The sequence below is a fragment of the Micromonospora andamanensis genome, from assembly GCF_016863495.1.
GTDB lineage: Bacteria > Actinomycetota > Actinomycetes > Mycobacteriales > Micromonosporaceae > Micromonospora > Micromonospora andamanensis.
In genome coordinates this window covers 128,869-145,468 of record NZ_BOOZ01000008.1, presented here as the reverse complement: position 1 = coordinate 145,468, position 16,600 = coordinate 128,869, and the positions used below count along the sequence as shown (strand labels likewise).

The window sequence follows — 16,600 nt, the reverse complement described above, 5'->3', positions numbered from 1 at the left end:
CCGCCGGAGCCGTCTTCCTGGTCACCAGCATCCTGATGATGTCGGTACTCCAGACCGACGCCAACTTCCTGAACTTCTCCATGTCGACGGTGATCGTCTCGATGCTCTTCGGGCTGATCCTGCTCGGCACCGGCCTCTACGACAAGATCGGCCCGCACGAGGACGCCGAGGCCGAGCGGAACCGCCGGAGCCACCCCGTCGCCGAGATCCACCGCCGCCGCTGACCGGGTGCAGCGGACGGGTGAACGTCAGCCCACGGTGATCAGGCCCGGCCTGGCCTCCAGATGCGACAACCCGTTCCAGGACAGATTCACCAGGTGCGCGGCCACCGTCTCCTTGCGCGGCTTACGCACCTCCAGCCACCAACGGCCGGTCAACGCCACCATGCCGACAAGCGCCTGCGCGTACAACTCGGCAAGCTTCGGGTCGTAGCCACGGCTGGAGAACTCCGCGCCGAGGATGTGCTCGACCTGGTGCGCCACGTCGTTCATCACGCTGCTGAAGTTGCCTGTCGCCGAAAGCACGGGCGACTCCCGCACCAGCACCCGGAAGCCGCTCGTCTCCTCCTCGATGTAGCTGAGCAGGGCCAGCGCGGCCTGCTCCAGCAGCTCCCGCGGATGCCCCGCGGTCAGCGCCGTCGTGATCCGCTCCAGCAGCGACCGGACCTCCCGGTCCACCACCACCGCGTAGAGCCCTTCCTTGCCACCGAAGTGCTCATAGACCACCGGCTTGGAAACCTTCGCCCGCGACGCCACCTCCTCGATGGAGGTGGCGTCGAAACCGCGCTCGGCGAAGATCTGCCGACCTATCGCAATCAACTGCTCACGCCGCTGAGCTGCGGACATGCGTACCCGTGACGTCGGCTTGGTAGCTGCGGCGGGCACCGCCCGCCGCCGCTTGCCACCCACCTCGCGGGGAGCTTCGGCCATCTCGTCACCTCGCTGGCGCTCGGTGACGCCCTGTTGTGGGATGCTGCCTGCTTTCCGACCGGTCACCCGAACATACTGCCAGGTAACTTGTGGGTTGGTCGCCCGGTCACCCGGAGGCCGCCGGCTTCACCAGCTTCGCCGCGATCCGGTCCGGCTTCGGCCAGCGGACGTCCCACGCCGCGCCCACCTTCTCGAACAGCCAGATCACCCGGGCCGAGATGTCGATCTGCCCCCGCAGGACACCGTGCCGCGCACTCGTCGGATCGGCATGGTGCAGGTTGTGCCAGCTCTCCCCGAAGGACAGCAGCGCCAGCGGCCAGAAGTTCGCCGCCCGGTCGCCGTGGCGCATCATGAACGGCCGCTCTCCGTACACGTGGCACACCGAGTTGATCGACCAGGTGACGTGGTGCAGCAGCGAGATGCGGACCAGGCCGGCCCAGAACAGCGCGGTCAACGCCCCCTGCCAGGACCACGTCAACAGCCAGCCCATCACCGCCGGGCCGAGCACCGAGACGATCACCAGCACCGGGAAGAACCGGTCCATCCGGCGGATGTCCCGGTCGGCCAGCAGGTCCGGCGCGAAGCGCTCCCGGTTGGACAGCTCCCGGCCGAACAGCCAGCCCATGTGGGCGTGGAACAGCCCCTTGATCAGACCCCGCACCGTGGTGCCGAACCGCCACGGTGAGTGCGGGTCCCCCTCCAGGTCGGAGAAGGCGTGGTGTCGCCGGTGGTCGGCCACCCACTGAATGATCTCGCCCTGCACCGCGAGCGAGCCCGAGGCGGCCATCGCGATGCGCAGCCACCGCTTCGCCTTGAACGAGCCGTGGGTGAAGTAGCGGTGGTAGCCGACAGTGATGCCCAGGCCCGACACCACGTACCAGAAGGCCGCGACACCCACGTCGACCCAGCTGAGCCAGCCACCCCAGGCCACCGGCACGGCGGCGATCAGCGCCGCGAACGGGATCACCACGAAGGACCACAGCGCGATCAGGATGCCGCGTGACTGGGTGCCCTGGGTGAGGGGCTTGGGGCCGGTCGGATGAGGGTCGAGAACGGCGGCGGACATGGCACCTCGCAGGGGACGATCGGGTTCGCGAATCTACGCCTACGTCACCGTAACTTACGGCCCTGGTAGATCACATCAGACAGCGACATCAATGGATGCCAAGCATGTCGTACGCTCGTCCTAACCTGCACCACATGACTGGTTTCGACGCTGCCGAGGTGCGCCGGCTACGCACCGAGGAGCGGCTCTCGGTCCGCGAGATCCGGGCCCGTACGGGCCTCGGCCGGAACCGGATCCAGGAGATGCTGCGGGGCGTCCCCGCGCCGGAACGGACCCGCCGCGCCAAAGCGAAGGACGACCTCCGGGCGGAGGCGGTGGCGCTGCGCTCGACGGGTCGTCCGGTGCCGGAGATCGCCCGACGGCTCGGGGTGAGCCGGTCGACTGCCTACCTCTGGGTCCGGCACATCCCTCTCAACCGCGACCCCGAGGAGGAACTGGAGCGTCGGCGTCACCACGCGAGGGCGATGACCGAGGCGCGGTGGGCGGACCACCGTCGGGCGCGGGACGAGGCGCAGGCCAAGGCGCATGCCGTCGCGACGACCACCTTCAGTTCGTCAACAGCGATCCGGGCCTGCACGCCCTCTTCCTGCGCTTCCTCGAAGTCTGTGGGGTCGACCGTGTCGTGCCGACCTACCGGGTGAGCATCCATGAGACTGCCGATCCCGACGCCGCGGCCGAATGGTGGGCGGCCGAGCTTGGACTGCCGCGCGAACGTTTCCGCCGGGCGACGCTGAAGAAGCACAACCCCACCACAGTCCGCCGGAACACCACTGACGAGTACCGAGGCTGTCTTGTGATCAACGTGCCACGTAGTCGCGAGCTCTACTGGCGAATAGAGGGTATGATCGCCGAGCTGTTCCGGGCTGCGTCTGAACGCATTTTCGTGGGTTGATGCGGCCTGTCGGCTTGACATGTCAATGGGGTGTGGGGTAACGGCAACCCGCAGGCCTTTGGAGCCTTGAGCTCCTGGTTCGAATCCAGGCACCCCAGCAAAGCCCCCAAACTGCCGATCCTCGTACCCGTGCCGACCAGGTCGGAATGTCCGGTTAGCATGGCCGCGAGACTGTCCGCGTTCCGACGGGAGCCACGTCGTGCCCGAGCCCCACACCCGTACCGTCGTCGTACTCGCCGCCGGTGAGGGCAAGCGGATGAAGTCCTCACTGCCCAAGGTTCTGCACCCGCTGCTCGGCCGGACGCTTGTGGGTCACGTGCTCAACGCGGCCGATCCGCTGGATGCGGCACGCACCCTGGTTGTGGTCGGGCACGGCGCGGACCAGGTCCGCGTCCACCTTGCCGGGACGGCCCCGGCGGCCACCGCATTGCACCAGGCGGAACAGCTCGGCACCGGCCACGCGGTCCGGATCGCGCTGGAGGCCGCCCCGGAGGTCACCGGGACCGTGGTGGTGCTCAACGGCGACGTGCCGCTGCTGCGCCCTGAGACGGTCGTCGAGTTGGTGACGGCGCACGAGAGCGAGGGTGCCGCAGCGACAGTGCTCGCTGCGGAGGTGCCGGATCCGACAGGGCTCGGACGCATCGTGCGGGACGCGGCGGGTCGGTTGGAGCAGATCGTCGAGCAGCGTGACGCGACACCTGACCAGCTGGCTGTTCGGGAGATCAACGCGGGCATCTACGCCTTCGACGCGGCCCGGCTGCGGGACGTGCTCGGCAAGCTGTCGACCGACAACGACCAGGGCGAGGAGTACCTCACCGACGTCTTCAAGATGCTGGTCTCGGCCGGCGAACCGGTGGGCGTGCACCTGGCGGCCGACCACACCGAGACGCTCGGCTGCAACGACCGGGTGGAGCTGGCGGCGTTGCGTCGACTGCTGCGCGACCGGGTCAACGAGCGTTGGATGCGGGCCGGCGTCAGCCTGCTCGACCCCGAGACGACCTGGATCGACGTGACAGTGGCCCTGGACCGTGACGCGGTGGTGGATCAGAACACCCAGCTCTGTGGCGGTTCGGTGGTCGGCAGCGGCGCCGTGGTCGGCCCGGACGTGACGTTGATCGACACTGTGGTCGGGCCGGGCGCGACGGTCCTGCGCAGCCACGCGGTGGGCGCCGAGGTGGGTCCGGGCGCCAGCGTCGGCCCGTACGCCTATCTGCGGCCGGACGCGCGGCTGGCGGAGCGGTCGAAGGTGGGCACGTTCGTCGAGGTGAAGAACTCGGAGATCGGCGTCGGCTCGAAGGTGCCGCACCTGACGTACGTGGGTGACGCGACGATCGGCGAGCAGAGCAACATCGGTGCGGCGTCGGTGTTCGTGAACTACGACGGCGTGCGGAAGCATCGCACGGTGATCGGCAGTCACGCCCGGACCGGTGCGGACAACATGTTCGTCGCGCCGGTGCGGGTGGGTGACGGGGCGTACACCGCAGCCGGTTCCGTGATCATCGAGGATGTCCCGTCGGGTGCGATGGGCGTGGCTCGGGCGCGGCAGCGCAACATCGATGGCTGGGTGCTCAAGCGGCGGGCCGGCACTGCCGCCGCCGAGGCGGCCGAGCGTGCCCTCCGGGGCGCGCAGGGTGCTCCGGCCGCGGCTTCGTCCGCAAGCGAAGGTGAGGCAATCCACGGCACCGCCGAGTCGGTGGGCGGTGCGCCCGGGGCGGGAGATACTGCAACCGAATAGTCCCCGGCCGACCACCACCGCAGGCCGGGTACCACCGACCAAAACGGGAGCAGACGGGCCCATGGGCAGCATCGTCGCCGAAAACCGCAAAAGCCTGATGCTCTTCTCCGGACGTGGTTTTCCGGAGCTGGCCAGAGAGATCGGTGAGGTGCTCGGCGTGGCGCCGACGCCGGCCGATGCGTACGAGTTCGCCAACGGCGAGATCTTCGTACGGTTCAAGGACTCGGTACGTGGTTCGGACGCCTTCGTGGTCCAGTCGGTCACCCACGGGGTGAACACGTGGGTCATGGAGACCCTGATCATGGTCGATGCGCTGAAGCGTGGTTCGGCCAAGCGGATCACTGTCGTCCTGCCGTTCTATCCGTACTCCCGGCAGGACAAGAAGCACCGTGGTCGGGAGCCGATCTCGGCGCGGCTGGTCGCTGACCTGCTGAAGACGGCGGGGGCGAACCGGATCCTCACAGTGGATCTGCACACCGCGCAGATCCAGGGCTTCTTCGACGGCCCGGTGGATCACCTCTTCGCGATGGACATTCTCGCCGAGTACGTGGAGCGCAAGTACGCGGGGCGGCCGATGACCGTGGTCGCGCCGGATTCGGGCCGGGTGCGGGTGGCCGAGCGGTGGACGGACCGGCTGGGTGGTTGCCCGCTGGCGTTCATCCACAAGACCCGGGATCCGATGAAGCCGAACCAGGTGGTGGCGAACCGGGTGGTCGGTGAGGTCGAGGGTCGGGTCTGCCTGATCGTCGACGACATGATCGACACGGGTGGCACGATCTGCCGGGCGGCGGACATCCTGAAGGAGTCGGGGGCGGCGGATGTGATCGTGGCGTCCACCCACGCGTTGCTGTCGGATCCGGCCACGGAGCGGTTGAAGAACAGCCCGATCAGCGAGGTGGTGGTGACGAACACGCTGCCGTTGCCGCCCGAGAAGCAGCTCGACAAGCTGACCGTGCTGTCGATCGCGCCGCTGCTGGCCCGGGCGATCCGTGAGGTTTTCGACGATGGTTCGGTGACCACCCTCTTCGGTGGGCTGAGCTGAGCGCGGTTCACGACTGAGTCGTCTGGCGCGGCCGGGCGGGGGAGTGCGGGGCGGGGTACGGGGACTGCCGGAAACCCGGGAAATCGCTCGGGTAGACTGGTGCGGTTGCCACGGCGAGGGTGCCCTGCGGGCCGCTGAGAAGCGCCGCACGGAGGCACCGTGATCGACGCGGTGCTCCGGGCAGTCTTCTGACGCATGAGCCCCTGCGAGCCCCCCGCCCAGCACCGCCAGACGACAAGCTGCCGCAGCGAAGCATCAGGAGTTTCCCCGTGTCCGAGGTAAAGATCAGCGCCGAGCCCCGCACCGAGTTCGGCAAGGGTGGTGCCCGTCGTACCCGCCGGGCCGGCAAGGTGCCCGCCGTGCTGTACGGCCATGGCGAGAAGCCCAAGCACATCGCGTTGCCCGCCCGCGAGTTCGCCGCCGCGATCCGCAAGGGTGGCGCCAACCAGCTCTTCGCGATCGACGTCAGCGACGGCACCCAGGCGCTGGCGCTGCCGAAGGCGATTCAGCGTGACCCGATCAAGGACACGTTCGAGCACGTCGACCTGCTGCTGGTGCGTCGCGGTGAGAAGGTCACCGTGGACGTGCCGGTTCAGCTCACGGGTGAGGCGGCGCGCGACACCCTGATCGTGCACGACCACGACACCATCTCGGTTTCCGCCGACGCCACGAAGGTGCCGGATCACCTGGATGCCTCGATCGAGGGTGCCGAGGCGGGCTCCCAGGTCACCGCCGCTGACGTGACGCTGCCGGCGGGTGTGGAGCTGGCTGTCGACCCGGAGATGCTGGTCGCCTCGATCACCGCCGCGCCGACCGCCGAGCAGCTCGAGGCGACGCTGCCCGAGGTCGAGGAGGCCACCGAGGAGGCCGAGGCCGAGGTCGGCGAGGTCACCGAGGGTGCTGCCGAGGCGCCGGCCGCCGAGGGCGAGGCGGACACCGAGGCTCGTACCGAGGCCTGATCGTCTCGCGGTTCAGTTTGCGGCAGGCGTCCCCGGTTCCACGGGGGCGCCTGTCGGCGTATCGGATGATGGGCGGCGCGGGCGGGTGGTCGACCGCCGGTGTGAGCGGGAGGGGCGGGCGGTGACGGACGAGACCGGGCCGTGGCTGGTGATCGGCCTGGGTAACCCGGGCCGGGAGTACGCGGGCAACCGGCACAATGTCGGGTTCATGGTCGCCGAGCTGCTGGCTGGCCGGCTGGGTGGGAAGTTCGGCCGGCACCGGCGGGCGGTCGCGGAGGTCGCGGAGGGGCGGCTGGGGCTGGGCGGGCCGAAGCTGGTGCTGGCCAAGCCGCTCACCTACATGAACCTGTCAGGTGGACCGGTGGCCAGTCTGGCGCAGTTCTACAAGGTGCCGCCGGGCCGGGTAATCGCGGTGCACGACGAGCTGGACATCGCTTACGGCCAGGTTCGGGTGAAGTGCGGCGGCGGTGAGGGCGGGCACAACGGCCTGCGGTCGATGTCGAAGTCGTTGGGCACGAAGGACTACGTGCGGGTGCGGTTCGGGATCGGTCGACCGCCGGGGCGGCAGGATCCGGCGGACTACGTGCTGTCGGATTTCGGCACGGTGGAGCGCAAGGAGTTGGACTTTCTGGTGGACCGGGCCGCGGACGTGGTGGAATCCGTGGTCGTTCGGGGTGTGGAGCCGACGCAGAACCTCTACCACGGGGTTTAGGCCCGGCGTCGAAGGCCCTGTCCGGCTGCGGCGACGACCGGGGAGGTCGAGGTCTGTGTCAAGGGGCGGACTGCGGCAGTCGGGTCCGCCGATGGCCCGGTAGTGTGCGGGTTCGGCGGTCGGGCCGGGACCGGCCGCTCGGCGTACGCGGATCGTGGCGACGGGAGCGGGAGCATGAGCGGTCCACCGATGATCGACGGGGCGTTCGCGCGGTGGTTGGCGGATCGTGCCGGGCAGGCGTTGCTGGGTCTGCGGGCGGAGATGGGTTTCGCCGATGCCGGTGCGTTGAAGTCGGCGGGCGACAAGGTCTCGCACGACCTGATTCGTACCGAGTTGGCGCGGTGGCGCCCGGGCGACGCGGTGCTCTCCGAGGAGGATGAGGGTTCCCGGCTGGCGTGGGCGGCCGAGGTGAACGCCGGTGCGGTCTCCCGGTTGACCGCCGACCGGGTCTGGATCATCGACCCGTTGGACGGTACGCGGGAGTTCAGCGAGGAGGGCCGCGCGGACTGGGCGGTGCACGTGGCGCTCTGGGCCCGTAACGCGACAGCCTCGCATGGCCTGGTCGCCGGTGCGGTCGGGCTGCCGGCGCAGCATCGGGTGCTGGGTACGGACCTTCCGCCGGCTTATCCGCCGATGACGCCGGAGGCGGCGACGGCGGGTGGTGCCGGGCGGCTGAGGTTGGCGGCGAGTCGTAGCCGTCCGCCGGTTTTCCTCACCGATCTCGCTGCGGAGGTCGGGGCGCAGTTGGTGCCGATGGGGTCGGCCGGGGCGAAGATCGCCGCTGTGGTCACCGGTGAGGTGGACGCGTACATCCACGCGGGCGGGCAGTACGAGTGGGACTCGGCGGCGCCGGTGGCTGTGGCGACGACCACCGGACTGCACGCTTCCCGGATCGATGGTTCTGCGCTGAAATACAACGAGGCGGATCCGCGCCTGCCTGACCTGTTGGTGTGCCGCAAGGATCTCGCCAGCCGGTTACTTGCGGCGTTGCAGCGGCATTGCGGGTAGCCTGTCGCTACTTCCTGACATCCCCGACCGGAAAGGTCTGGAAAGCGGATGACCGAGCGAATCGAGCCGGTGTCATGACCAGTGCCGCGTACCAGGTCACCCATCTCGACGCGCTGGAGGCGGAGAGCATCTTCGTGATGCGCGAGGTGGTCGCCGAGATGGAGCGGCCGGTGCTGCTCTTCTCCGGTGGCAAGGACTCGATCGTCATGCTCCGGCTGGCGCAGAAGGCGTTCGCGCCGGGCCACATTCCGTTTCCGGTGATGCACGTCGACACCGGGCACAACTTCCCCGAGGTGCTGGACTACCGGGACCGTCGGGTGGCCGAGCTGAGCCTGCAACTGGTGGTGGCGAGCGTGCCGGAGGCGTTGGCAAGCGGCCTGGTCCGGGAGGCCGCTGACGGCACGCGTAACCGGATCCAGACGCCGGTGCTGCTGGAGGCGGTGGAGAAGCACCGCTTCAACGCCCTCTTCGGCGGGGCCCGGCGGGACGAGGAGAAGGCCCGGGCGAAGGAGCGGATGTTCAGCTTCCGTGACGAGTTCGGTCAGTGGGATCCGAAGAACCAGCGGCCGGAGCTGTGGTCGCTCTACAACGGTCGGCATCACCCGGGCGAGTCGATCCGGGTCTTCCCACTTTCCAACTGGACCGAGTTGGACGTGTGGCACTACATCGCCCGGGAGCGGATCGAGTTGCCGTCGATCTACTACGCGCACGAGCGTGAGGTGGTCGAGCGGGACGGGATGCTCTACGCGGTGAACGAGTTCCTGCCGGCGCGGGCCGGTGAGGACCGGTTCAAGGCGCGGGTGCGGTACCGCACCGTGGGCGACGCCTCCTGCACGGCGGCGGTGCGCTCCGACGCGGACACGGTCGAGAAGGTCATCGAGGAGGTCGCCGCGACCCGGATCACCGAGCGTGGCGCGACCCGGGGTGACGACCGGGTCTCCGAGGCCGCGATGGAGGACCGCAAGCGGGAGGGCTACTTCTGATGAGCACCGAGACTCTGGCCGCGGCTCCCGTCGCCGAGGGCCGGCCGATGGACCTGTTGCGTTTCGCCACTGCCGGGAGTGTGGACGACGGCAAGTCGACACTCATCGGGCGGCTGCTCTATGACACGAAGTCGCTGTTCACCGACCAGTTGGCGGCTGTCGAGGCGGTGAGCGCGGCCCGGGGTGACGAGTACACGAATCTGGCGTTGCTCACCGACGGGCTGCGGGCGGAGCGGGAGCAGGGCATCACCATCGACGTGGCGTACCGCTACTTCGCCACGCCCCGGCGCAAGTTCATCATCGCCGACACCCCCGGGCACATCCAGTACACCCGGAACATGGTCACCGGGGCCTCCACCGCTGATCTGGCGCTGATCCTGGTGGACGCGCGGAAGGGCCTGGTCGAGCAGTCCCGCCGGCACGCGTTCCTCTGCTCGCTGTTGCGGGTGCCGCACCTGGTGCTCTGCGTCAACAAGATGGATCTGGTCGACTTCTCTCAGGAGGTCTTCGATCGGATCGCCGACGAGTTCACCGCCTTCGCCGCGAAGCTGGACGTGCCGGATCTGACGGTCGTGCCGATCTCCGCGTTGCGGGGCGACAACATCGTCAGCCGTTCGGAGAACATGCAGTGGTATGAGGGTCCGGCGTTGCTGCACCACCTGGAGCGGGTGCACATCGCCAGCGACCGCAACCTGGTCGATGTCCGTTTCCCGGTGCAGTACGTGATCCGGCCTCAGTCGACCACGGTGACCGACTACCGGGGCTACGCCGGCCAGGTGGCCTCGGGGGTGCTCAAGCCGGGTGACGAGGTGATGGTGCTGCCCTCGGGCTTCACCAGCCGGATCGCCGCGGTGGAGACCGCCGACGGGCCGGTGGCGGAGGCGTTCCCGCCGATGTCGGTGACGGTACGCCTGGAGAACGAGATCGACATCTCGCGCGGCGACATGATCTGCCGGCCGAACAACGCGCCAGCGGTGGCTCAGGACATCGAGGCGATGGTCTGCTGGATGGACGAGACCCGTCCGTTGCAGGTCGGCGGCAAGTATTCGATCAAGCACACGACGCGGGCGGCGCGGGCCATCGTGCGGGGCCTGCACTACCGTCTCGACATCAACTCGCTGCACCGCGACGAGTCGGCGAGCGAGCTGGGGCTCAACGAGATCGGTCGGGTCCGCCTGCGGACCACGATTCCGCTGCTGGCCGACGAGTACCGCCGCAACCGCACCACTGGCGGGTTCATCATCATCGACGAGGCCACGAACCGGACCGTCGGCGCCGGCATGATCGTCGAAACCCCCTGAAACCCTGGTTGATCAAGAGGTTCTGGTCGGGATCGCGCTGGATCGCGACCAGAACCTCTTGATCAATGGGTACGGCGTCAGTCCAGGCGGGTGGCGCCGGGGGCGGGGGTGGCGAGGGTGACCGTGGGTGGGGTGAAGGACCGGGCGGTGTAGGCGGTGGTGACGGCGGCGCTGACGTGGTCGGACTGGTCCGCCTCGACCAGGGCCAGCACGCAGCCGCCGAAGCCGCCACCTGTCATCCGGGCGCCGAGTGCCCCGGCGGCCAGCGCGGCCTCGACAGCGGTGTCCACCTCGGGGACGGTGATGGCGAAGTCGTCCCGCATGGACGCGTGCGAGGCGGTGAGCAGCGGCCCGATCTGCCGGACCTGACCGCTGCGCAGCAGCGCCACGGTGTCGAGCACCCGCTGGTCCTCGGTGACCACGTGGCGGACCCGGCGGCGGGTCTCGCCGTCGGGCAGCCGGGCCAGCGTCTCGTCGAGGCGGACGGCCGGCACGTCACGCAGGGCGGGTACGCCGAGCAGCGCCGCCGCCTTCTCGCAGCTGGCGCGGCGGGCCGCGTACTCGCCGTCGGCGTGCCGGTGCGGTGCTCGACTGTCGATCACCAGGATCGCGAGGCCGGCGCCGGCGAGGTCGAAGGGGATGTGTTCGACATGCTCGGTGCGGCAGTCGAGGAAGAGGGCGTGTCCGCCGCGGCAGCGGATCACCGCCGACTGGTCCATGATGCCTGTCGGCGCGCCGACGTAGTGGTTCTCGGCGTGCTGGGCCAGCCGGGGCTGCTGATCGGGGGGCAGTTCCAGCCCGCCCAGGTCGACCAGGGCGGCGAGCACCGCGGCCTCCAGCGCGGCGGAGGAGGAGAGCCCGGCGCCGAGCGGTACGTCGGAGGCGACGGCCAGCCGGACGCCGGGCACCTGGTGGCCGGCCGCGCGCAGCGCCCACACCACCCCGGCCACGTACGCCGCCCAGCCGGTGACCTGGCCGGGGCGGGCCACCTCGTCGTCGCCGAAGCTGACCGTCTCGCCTGTCAACTCGGAGCAGACGGTCCAGCTTCCGGTCGGCTCCGGGCCGGCCGCGATGACGGTACGCAGCGGCAGGGCGAACGGCAGCACGAACCCGTCGTTGTAGTCGGTGTGCTCGCCGATCAGGTTGACCCGGCCGGGAGCCGCCCAGCGGCCGGTGGGTGCCTGGCCGTACGCGTGCTGAAAGCAGGTGGTGGCACGGTCGGCCACGGCGTCGGGACGGGTGGTCACCGGCGGTCCAGGACCTGCGTGCGGTAGAAGGCCCAGGCGTCGGTGACCATGTCGTGCAGGGTGGGCTTACGGGGTTCCCAGCCCAGCTCGGCGCGGGCCAGTGCGGAGGAGGCGACCAGTTCGGCCGGGTCGCCCTCGCGGCGGGGTGCCACCTCGACCGGCACCGGGTGCCCGGTGACCTCGCGGACGACCTCGACCACCTGGCGGTTGGTGAAACCGTTGCCGTTGCCGAGGTTGTAGATGCGGTGCTGCCCGCCGGTGGCGGCGTCGAGGGCGAGCAGGTGGGCCCGGGCCAGGTCGGAGACGTGGATGTAGTCGCGGACACAGGTGCCGTCGACGGTGGGGTAGTCGTCGCCGAAGAGTTGCAGTTTGTCCCGCCGGTCGGCGGCCACCTCCAGCGCGATCGGGATGAGGTGGGTCTCGGGGTCGTGCCGCTCGCCGAGGAGGACGTCACCGTCGAGGTGGGCCCCGGCGACGTTGAAGTAGCGCAGTGAGACGGCAGCCAGACCGTGCCCGATCGCTTCCGAGGTGAGTGCCATGTCGGCGGCGAGCTTCGTCGCCCCGTACGTGTTCGTGGGCGCCTTGACGGCGGTCTCCGGGATGGGCAACTCGGTGGGATTGCCGTAGACGGCGGCGGTGGAGGAGAACACCAGCCGAGGTACCCGGGCCGCCCGCACCGCGTCGATGAGCGCCAGGGTGCCGACGGTGTTGTTGTGCCAGTACCGCTCGGGGGCGACCATCGACTCGCCGGCGGCGATCAGTGCGGCGAAGTGCAGTACCCCGTCGAAGCCGGCCTGCGGGGTGAGCACCTTGGCCGCGTCGTGGATGCCGGCCTCGACGTGGGTGGCGTCGGGGGCCAGTGCGGCCCGATGGCCGGTGCGCAGGTCGTCCAGCACGACCACCTCGTGCCCGGCGTCGAGCAGCATCCTGGTCACCACGCTGCCGATGAAGCCGGCCCCGCCGGTGACGAGCAGTTTCACGTCGTGTCCTCCTGCCTGGCCGGCGCGGTCGCGGCCTCGTGGTGGTCACCCTACGTGGCGCGGCTGGCTACCATCACTGCCATGCAGGCCTCGCGTCGGCGCGTACCTCGGCGGCGTGGCCACGACCTGCCCCGCCGTCAGCCAGGACCGCTGGCCCGAGCGGTGGCCCGGGTCGTGGTCCGAGCCGCCGACGGTGCCCTGCGGCTCGTCACCGACCTGCTCGGTGCCGGCCCGGCCGCCGGTCGGGAACGGATCAGCGAGGCGGAACTGCGGGATCTGGTCGCCGCCAACACGGTCCTCGACCCGGTGGGGCAGCGCATCATCGACGAGGTGCTGGTGGCCGGCGCGAGCCTGGTACGCGAGGTGATGATGCCCCGCACCGAGGTGGTCTTCCTCTCCGCGGCGCTGACGATCGGTGAGGCGGAACCGCTGGTACGGGCGGGCCCGCACACCCGTTATCCGGTGGTCGACGGCACCCACGACGACGTGGTCGGCGTCGTGCACCTGCGGGACCTGCTGCTCGGCCCGGACCGGGAGCCCGGCACCACTGTCGGGCAGTTGGCCCGCGAGGTGAAGCGCCTGCCGGCAAGCAAACGGGTGCTCGCCGCGTTGACCGAGATGCGGCGGGAGGGGCACCACCTGGCGGTGGTTGTCGACGAGTACGGCGGCACCGCCGGCATCGTCACCTGCGAGGACCTCATCGAGGAGCTGGTAGGTGAGATCCATGACGAGCACGCGGAGCCTCCCGAGCCCGCGTACATCGGGCTGCCGGCGGTGGTGGACGGTCGGCTGAACCTCGCCGACTTTGCCGAACGCACGGGTGTGCCCCTGCCGACGGGACCGTACGAGACGGTGGGCGGGTTCGTGATGGCGGCGCTGGGGCGGCTGCCGGCGCCGGGCGACGAGGTTCCGGTGGGCGCCGAACCGGCCGGCACGGCGGCGGGCGGCTGGCTGCTACGGGTGTTGACTCTGGAAGGCCGGCGGGTGGCCCGTCTCGCGGTCACTGTCGCGCGCCTGCCCGAGCAGCGACGTGAGGTGCTGTCGGCCGTCGACCGGATCCGACCCGCCGGCCCGTCATGACGTACGCCGGGCGTAGCTGACAGAATTGCCGGCATGTCCGACGTTCCCGTCCGTCCCCGCGTCTTTTCCGGCATCCAGCCGACGGCCGAGTCGTTCCACCTCGGCAACTACCTCGGGGCGGTGCGGCACTGGGTGGCGTTGCAGGAGTCGCACGACGCCTTCTACTGCGTGGTCGACCTGCACGCCATCACCGCCGGGCACGACCCGAAGGTGCTGCACCAGCGTTCCCGGGTGGCCGCCGCGCAGCTGCTCGCGGTCGGGTTGGACCCGGATCGCTGCACCCTGTTCGTGCAGTCCCAGGTGCCCGAGCACACCCAGTTGGCCTGGGTGCTGGGCTGCCTCACCGGGTTCGGTGAGGCCAGCCGGATGACCCAGTTCAAGGACAAGTCGCAGAAGCAGGGCAACGAGCGGGCCAGCGTCGGCCTGTTCACCTACCCGATCCTGCAGGCCGCCGACATCCTGCTCTACCAGGCCAACGCCGTACCTGTGGGCGAGGACCAGCGTCAGCACCTGGAGCTTTCCCGCGATCTGGCGCAGCGGTTCAACTCGCTGTTCGGCCGGACCTTCACGGTCCCGGCGCCGCACATCGTCAAAGAGACCGCGAAGATCACTGATCTCCAGGATCCGACCGCCAAGATGTCGAAGTCGTCCTCGTCGCCGGGGGGAATCGTCGATCTGCTCGACGACCCGGCGCGTTCGGCGAAGAAGATCCGGTCGGCGGTGACCGACACCGGCCGGGAGATCGTCTTCGACGAGACGACCAAGCCGGGGATCTCCAACCTGCTCACCATCTTCTCGGCGTTGAGCGGGCGGGGCATCGACGACCTGGTGGCGGCGTACGACGGTAAGGGTTACGGCGACCTGAAGAAGGACCTGGCCGAGGTGGTCCGGGAGTTCGTCAGCCCCATCCAGCAGCGCACCCGGTCGTACCTCGACGATCCCGCCCAGCTGGACAAGCTCCTCGCGACAGGCGCGGAGAAGGCCCGTGCGGTGGCGGCGCCGACGCTGCGTACCGCGTACGAGCGGGTGGGCTTCTTCCCGCCGATTCGCGGCGAGTGACCGCCCGATCGAGGGTGGTGGTGCGGGCAGGGGTCGATGGCCGGAGGGGTGGCGCGGAGCGTGGATCAGGGGACCGGAGCGCCGGTGGCCGGCGACAGCGTCCAGATCGGCATCGCGGTGGACATCCCCGAGCCGTGGGGCAGCCTGCTGACCCGACGCCGGCTGGAGGCGGGTGACCCGAACACGGTGCCGGCCCACGTCACCCTGCTCGGGCCGACCGAGATTCCGGTGACCGCGCTGCCGGAGGTGGAACGGCACCTCGCCCGGGTCGCCGCGGCGCACCTGCCGTTCACCCTGCATCTGCGGGGCACCGGCACCTTCCGGCCGGTGACCCAGGTGGTCTTCGTGGCGGTCGCCGCCGGCATCAGCGAGTGTGAACTGCTTGCCGCCGCGATAAATGCCGCCCCTGAACTGGGTCGGGAGCTTCGGTTCCCCTACCATCCGCACGTGACCGTCGCGCAGGACGTCGCGCCGGAGGCGCTGGATCGGGCGTACGAGGATCTGGCCGACTTCTCCGCGATGTTCGAGGTGGACCATTTCACCCTCTTCTCGCACAGCGGGCAGGCGCGCTGGCAGCCGCGTCGGGACTTCCGGCTGGGTGGCTGACCGTCCCGGCCGGCACGTCGGGTACCTCCGACACGGCGACGACCGATCGGTGAGGATGACGACGTGAACGTTCTGGGTCGGGTCGAGGCGGCCATCGACAGGCGGCTCACCGCCGCGCGCCGCCGCTCCCCGGCCTTCGGTCACCTGTGGCGTGCCGGGGTGCTCTACACCGATCTGCAGGGCGGCCGGCTGGCCGCAGCTATCGCCTACTACGGCTTCTTCGCGGTCTTCGCGCTGGCCCTGGTCGCGTACGCGATCTTCGGCGCGATCCTGGAGGACAACGACGAGGTGAGCGCGGCGGCGGAGGAGTTTCTCGGCGAGAACCTGCCGTTTCTCGATCCGACCCAGGTCGCCGACAGCAGCGGCACCGCCGGGCTGGTCGGTCTGCTGATCCTGGTGTTGACCGGGATCGGGTGGGTGGAGGCGATCCGTTCCTCGCAGCGGCTGATCCACGGGCTGAACCAGCACCCGGGCAATCTGGTCGTGCGTCGCCTTGTCGATCTGGGTGTGCTGGTGGTCGTCTTCGTGCTGCTCGGCCTCTCGGTGGCGGCCGTGGACGCGCTGGAGTCGCTGCTGCGGTTCCTGCTGCGCAGCACCGGCTCGTTCGCGCTGACCACTGTCAGCGCGCTGCTCAGCGTGCTTGTCAACGCGGTACTGGCCACCTTGCTGCTGGTCGCGGTACCCCGGGTGCGGATGAGCCGGTCCCGGCTGCGGCCGGTGGTGCTTATCGTCGCGGTCGGCATCACCCTGCTCAACACCGTCGGCCGGTTCTGGGTGGGTCGGGTCGAACACAACCCGGCGTACACGGTGGTGGCCACCGCCGTCGGGCTGCTCGTCTACCTGTATCTGCTCAATCAGCTGGTGCTCTTCGGCGCGGCGCTGGCGGCGACCAGCCGGCGCGGACAGACCGTGGACCTGGCTGGGCGGCGGCCACCTGTCGACGTCGACGTGGACACCGGTCCGGGCACCCCGGGCGGGGCGGGTTGAGCACCTCTCACCCG

At 69.8% G+C, this 16,600-nt stretch carries 17 protein-coding genes, 1 tRNA gene and 1 pseudogene; 15 read left to right on the top strand and 4 right to left on the bottom strand.

What is annotated here, in order from left to right:
* Window positions 1-224 (top strand): annotated as a pseudogene (locus Van01_RS10490) (DUF4383 domain-containing protein); the annotation flags it as partial.
* Window positions 225-248: 24 nt separating this feature from the next.
* Here Van01_RS10490 and Van01_RS10485 read toward each other — a convergent pair.
* A complete protein-coding gene (locus Van01_RS10485; protein WP_204005062.1) occupies window positions 249-929 on the bottom strand; it encodes a TetR/AcrR family transcriptional regulator in 681 nt (226 codons plus the stop codon).
* A 106-nt stretch (window positions 930-1,035) separates the two neighbouring features.
* Complete coding sequence (locus Van01_RS10480) at window positions 1,036-1,995, bottom strand: acyl-CoA desaturase (RefSeq protein ID WP_204005038.1); 960 nt, start codon at window positions 1,993-1,995, stop codon at window positions 1,036-1,038.
* 134 nt (window positions 1,996-2,129) lie between these two features.
* Between Van01_RS10480 and Van01_RS10475 the strand changes: the two genes are divergently transcribed.
* The 10 genes from Van01_RS10475 (at window position 2,130) to cysN (ending at window position 10,627) form a co-directional block, all read left to right on the top strand.
* Window positions 2,130-2,636 (top strand): helix-turn-helix domain-containing protein, encoded by a 507-nt coding sequence (locus tag Van01_RS10475; protein WP_239098975.1) that lies wholly within the window; start codon window positions 2,130-2,132, stop codon window positions 2,634-2,636.
* Window positions 2,618-2,887 (top strand): hypothetical protein, encoded by a 270-nt coding sequence (locus Van01_RS32950; RefSeq protein ID WP_239098974.1) that lies wholly within the window; start codon window positions 2,618-2,620, stop codon window positions 2,885-2,887. The genes Van01_RS10475 and Van01_RS32950 overlap by 19 nt, the downstream gene beginning before the upstream one ends.
* Before the next feature lie 26 nt (window positions 2,888-2,913).
* Window positions 2,914-2,985: transfer RNA gene (locus Van01_RS10470), tRNA-Gln, on the top strand.
* A 101-nt stretch (window positions 2,986-3,086) separates the two neighbouring features.
* Window positions 3,087-4,622, top strand: coding sequence for a bifunctional UDP-N-acetylglucosamine diphosphorylase/glucosamine-1-phosphate N-acetyltransferase GlmU (gene glmU, locus Van01_RS10465; protein ID WP_204005036.1), 1,536 nt, complete (start codon window positions 3,087-3,089; stop codon window positions 4,620-4,622).
* Window positions 4,623-4,683: 61 nt separating this feature from the next.
* Entirely contained in the window at window positions 4,684-5,664 is a 981-nt protein-coding gene (locus Van01_RS10460) for a ribose-phosphate diphosphokinase (RefSeq protein WP_099847631.1), read from the top strand.
* Between the two features lie 269 nt (window positions 5,665-5,933).
* On the top strand, window positions 5,934-6,623 hold the full coding sequence (locus tag Van01_RS10455) for a 50S ribosomal protein L25/general stress protein Ctc (protein ID WP_204005034.1): 690 nt from the start codon (window positions 5,934-5,936) through the stop codon (window positions 6,621-6,623).
* A gap of 121 nt (window positions 6,624-6,744) precedes the next feature.
* A complete protein-coding gene (gene pth, locus Van01_RS10450) occupies window positions 6,745-7,335 on the top strand; it encodes an aminoacyl-tRNA hydrolase (protein WP_204005032.1) in 591 nt (196 codons plus the stop codon).
* Window positions 7,336-7,509: 174 nt separating this feature from the next.
* Entirely contained in the window at window positions 7,510-8,343 is an 834-nt protein-coding gene (locus Van01_RS10445) for a 3'(2'),5'-bisphosphate nucleotidase CysQ (protein ID WP_204005030.1), read from the top strand.
* A gap of 74 nt (window positions 8,344-8,417) precedes the next feature.
* Entirely contained in the window at window positions 8,418-9,326 is a 909-nt protein-coding gene (gene cysD / locus Van01_RS10440; protein WP_099847629.1) for a sulfate adenylyltransferase subunit CysD, read from the top strand.
* Window positions 9,326-10,627, top strand: coding sequence for a sulfate adenylyltransferase subunit CysN (gene cysN, locus Van01_RS10435; RefSeq protein WP_204005028.1), 1,302 nt, complete (start codon window positions 9,326-9,328; stop codon window positions 10,625-10,627). The genes cysD and cysN overlap by 1 nt, the downstream gene beginning before the upstream one ends.
* Before the next feature lie 77 nt (window positions 10,628-10,704).
* Here the strand turns inward: cysN and galK are convergent, their stop codons facing one another.
* Together galK and galE are read right to left on the bottom strand one after the other, a co-directional pair.
* Window positions 10,705-11,874 (bottom strand): galactokinase, encoded by a 1,170-nt coding sequence (gene galK, locus Van01_RS10430; protein ID WP_239098973.1) that lies wholly within the window; start codon window positions 11,872-11,874, stop codon window positions 10,705-10,707.
* Entirely contained in the window at window positions 11,871-12,854 is a 984-nt protein-coding gene (gene galE, locus Van01_RS10425) for a UDP-glucose 4-epimerase GalE (RefSeq protein ID WP_204005026.1), read from the bottom strand. The genes galK and galE overlap by 4 nt, the downstream gene beginning before the upstream one ends.
* 81 nt (window positions 12,855-12,935) lie before the next feature.
* On the opposite strand from galE, the gene Van01_RS10420 reads away from it, so the two are divergent.
* From Van01_RS10420 to Van01_RS10405, 4 genes are all read left to right on the top strand, one after another.
* The gene (locus Van01_RS10420) at window positions 12,936-13,934 is read left to right on the top strand and encodes a hemolysin family protein (RefSeq protein ID WP_204005023.1); all 999 of its coding nucleotides are present in this window, start codon (window positions 12,936-12,938) and stop codon (window positions 13,932-13,934) included.
* Window positions 13,935-13,967: 33 nt separating this feature from the next.
* Window positions 13,968-14,993 (top strand): tryptophan--tRNA ligase, encoded by a 1,026-nt coding sequence (gene trpS, locus Van01_RS10415; protein ID WP_204005020.1) that lies wholly within the window; start codon window positions 13,968-13,970, stop codon window positions 14,991-14,993.
* Between the two features lie 36 nt (window positions 14,994-15,029).
* Window positions 15,030-15,599 carry a 2'-5' RNA ligase family protein gene (locus tag Van01_RS10410; protein ID WP_204005017.1) on the top strand — a complete coding sequence of 190 codons (570 nt, stop codon included), beginning with the start codon at window positions 15,030-15,032 and terminating at the stop codon, window positions 15,597-15,599.
* Window positions 15,600-15,662: 63 nt separating this feature from the next.
* Window positions 15,663-16,586: a YhjD/YihY/BrkB family envelope integrity protein gene (locus Van01_RS10405; protein WP_204005014.1), complete on the top strand. Its 924-nt coding sequence runs from the start codon at window positions 15,663-15,665 to the stop codon at window positions 16,584-16,586.
* Window positions 16,587-16,600: the final 14 nt, after the last annotated feature.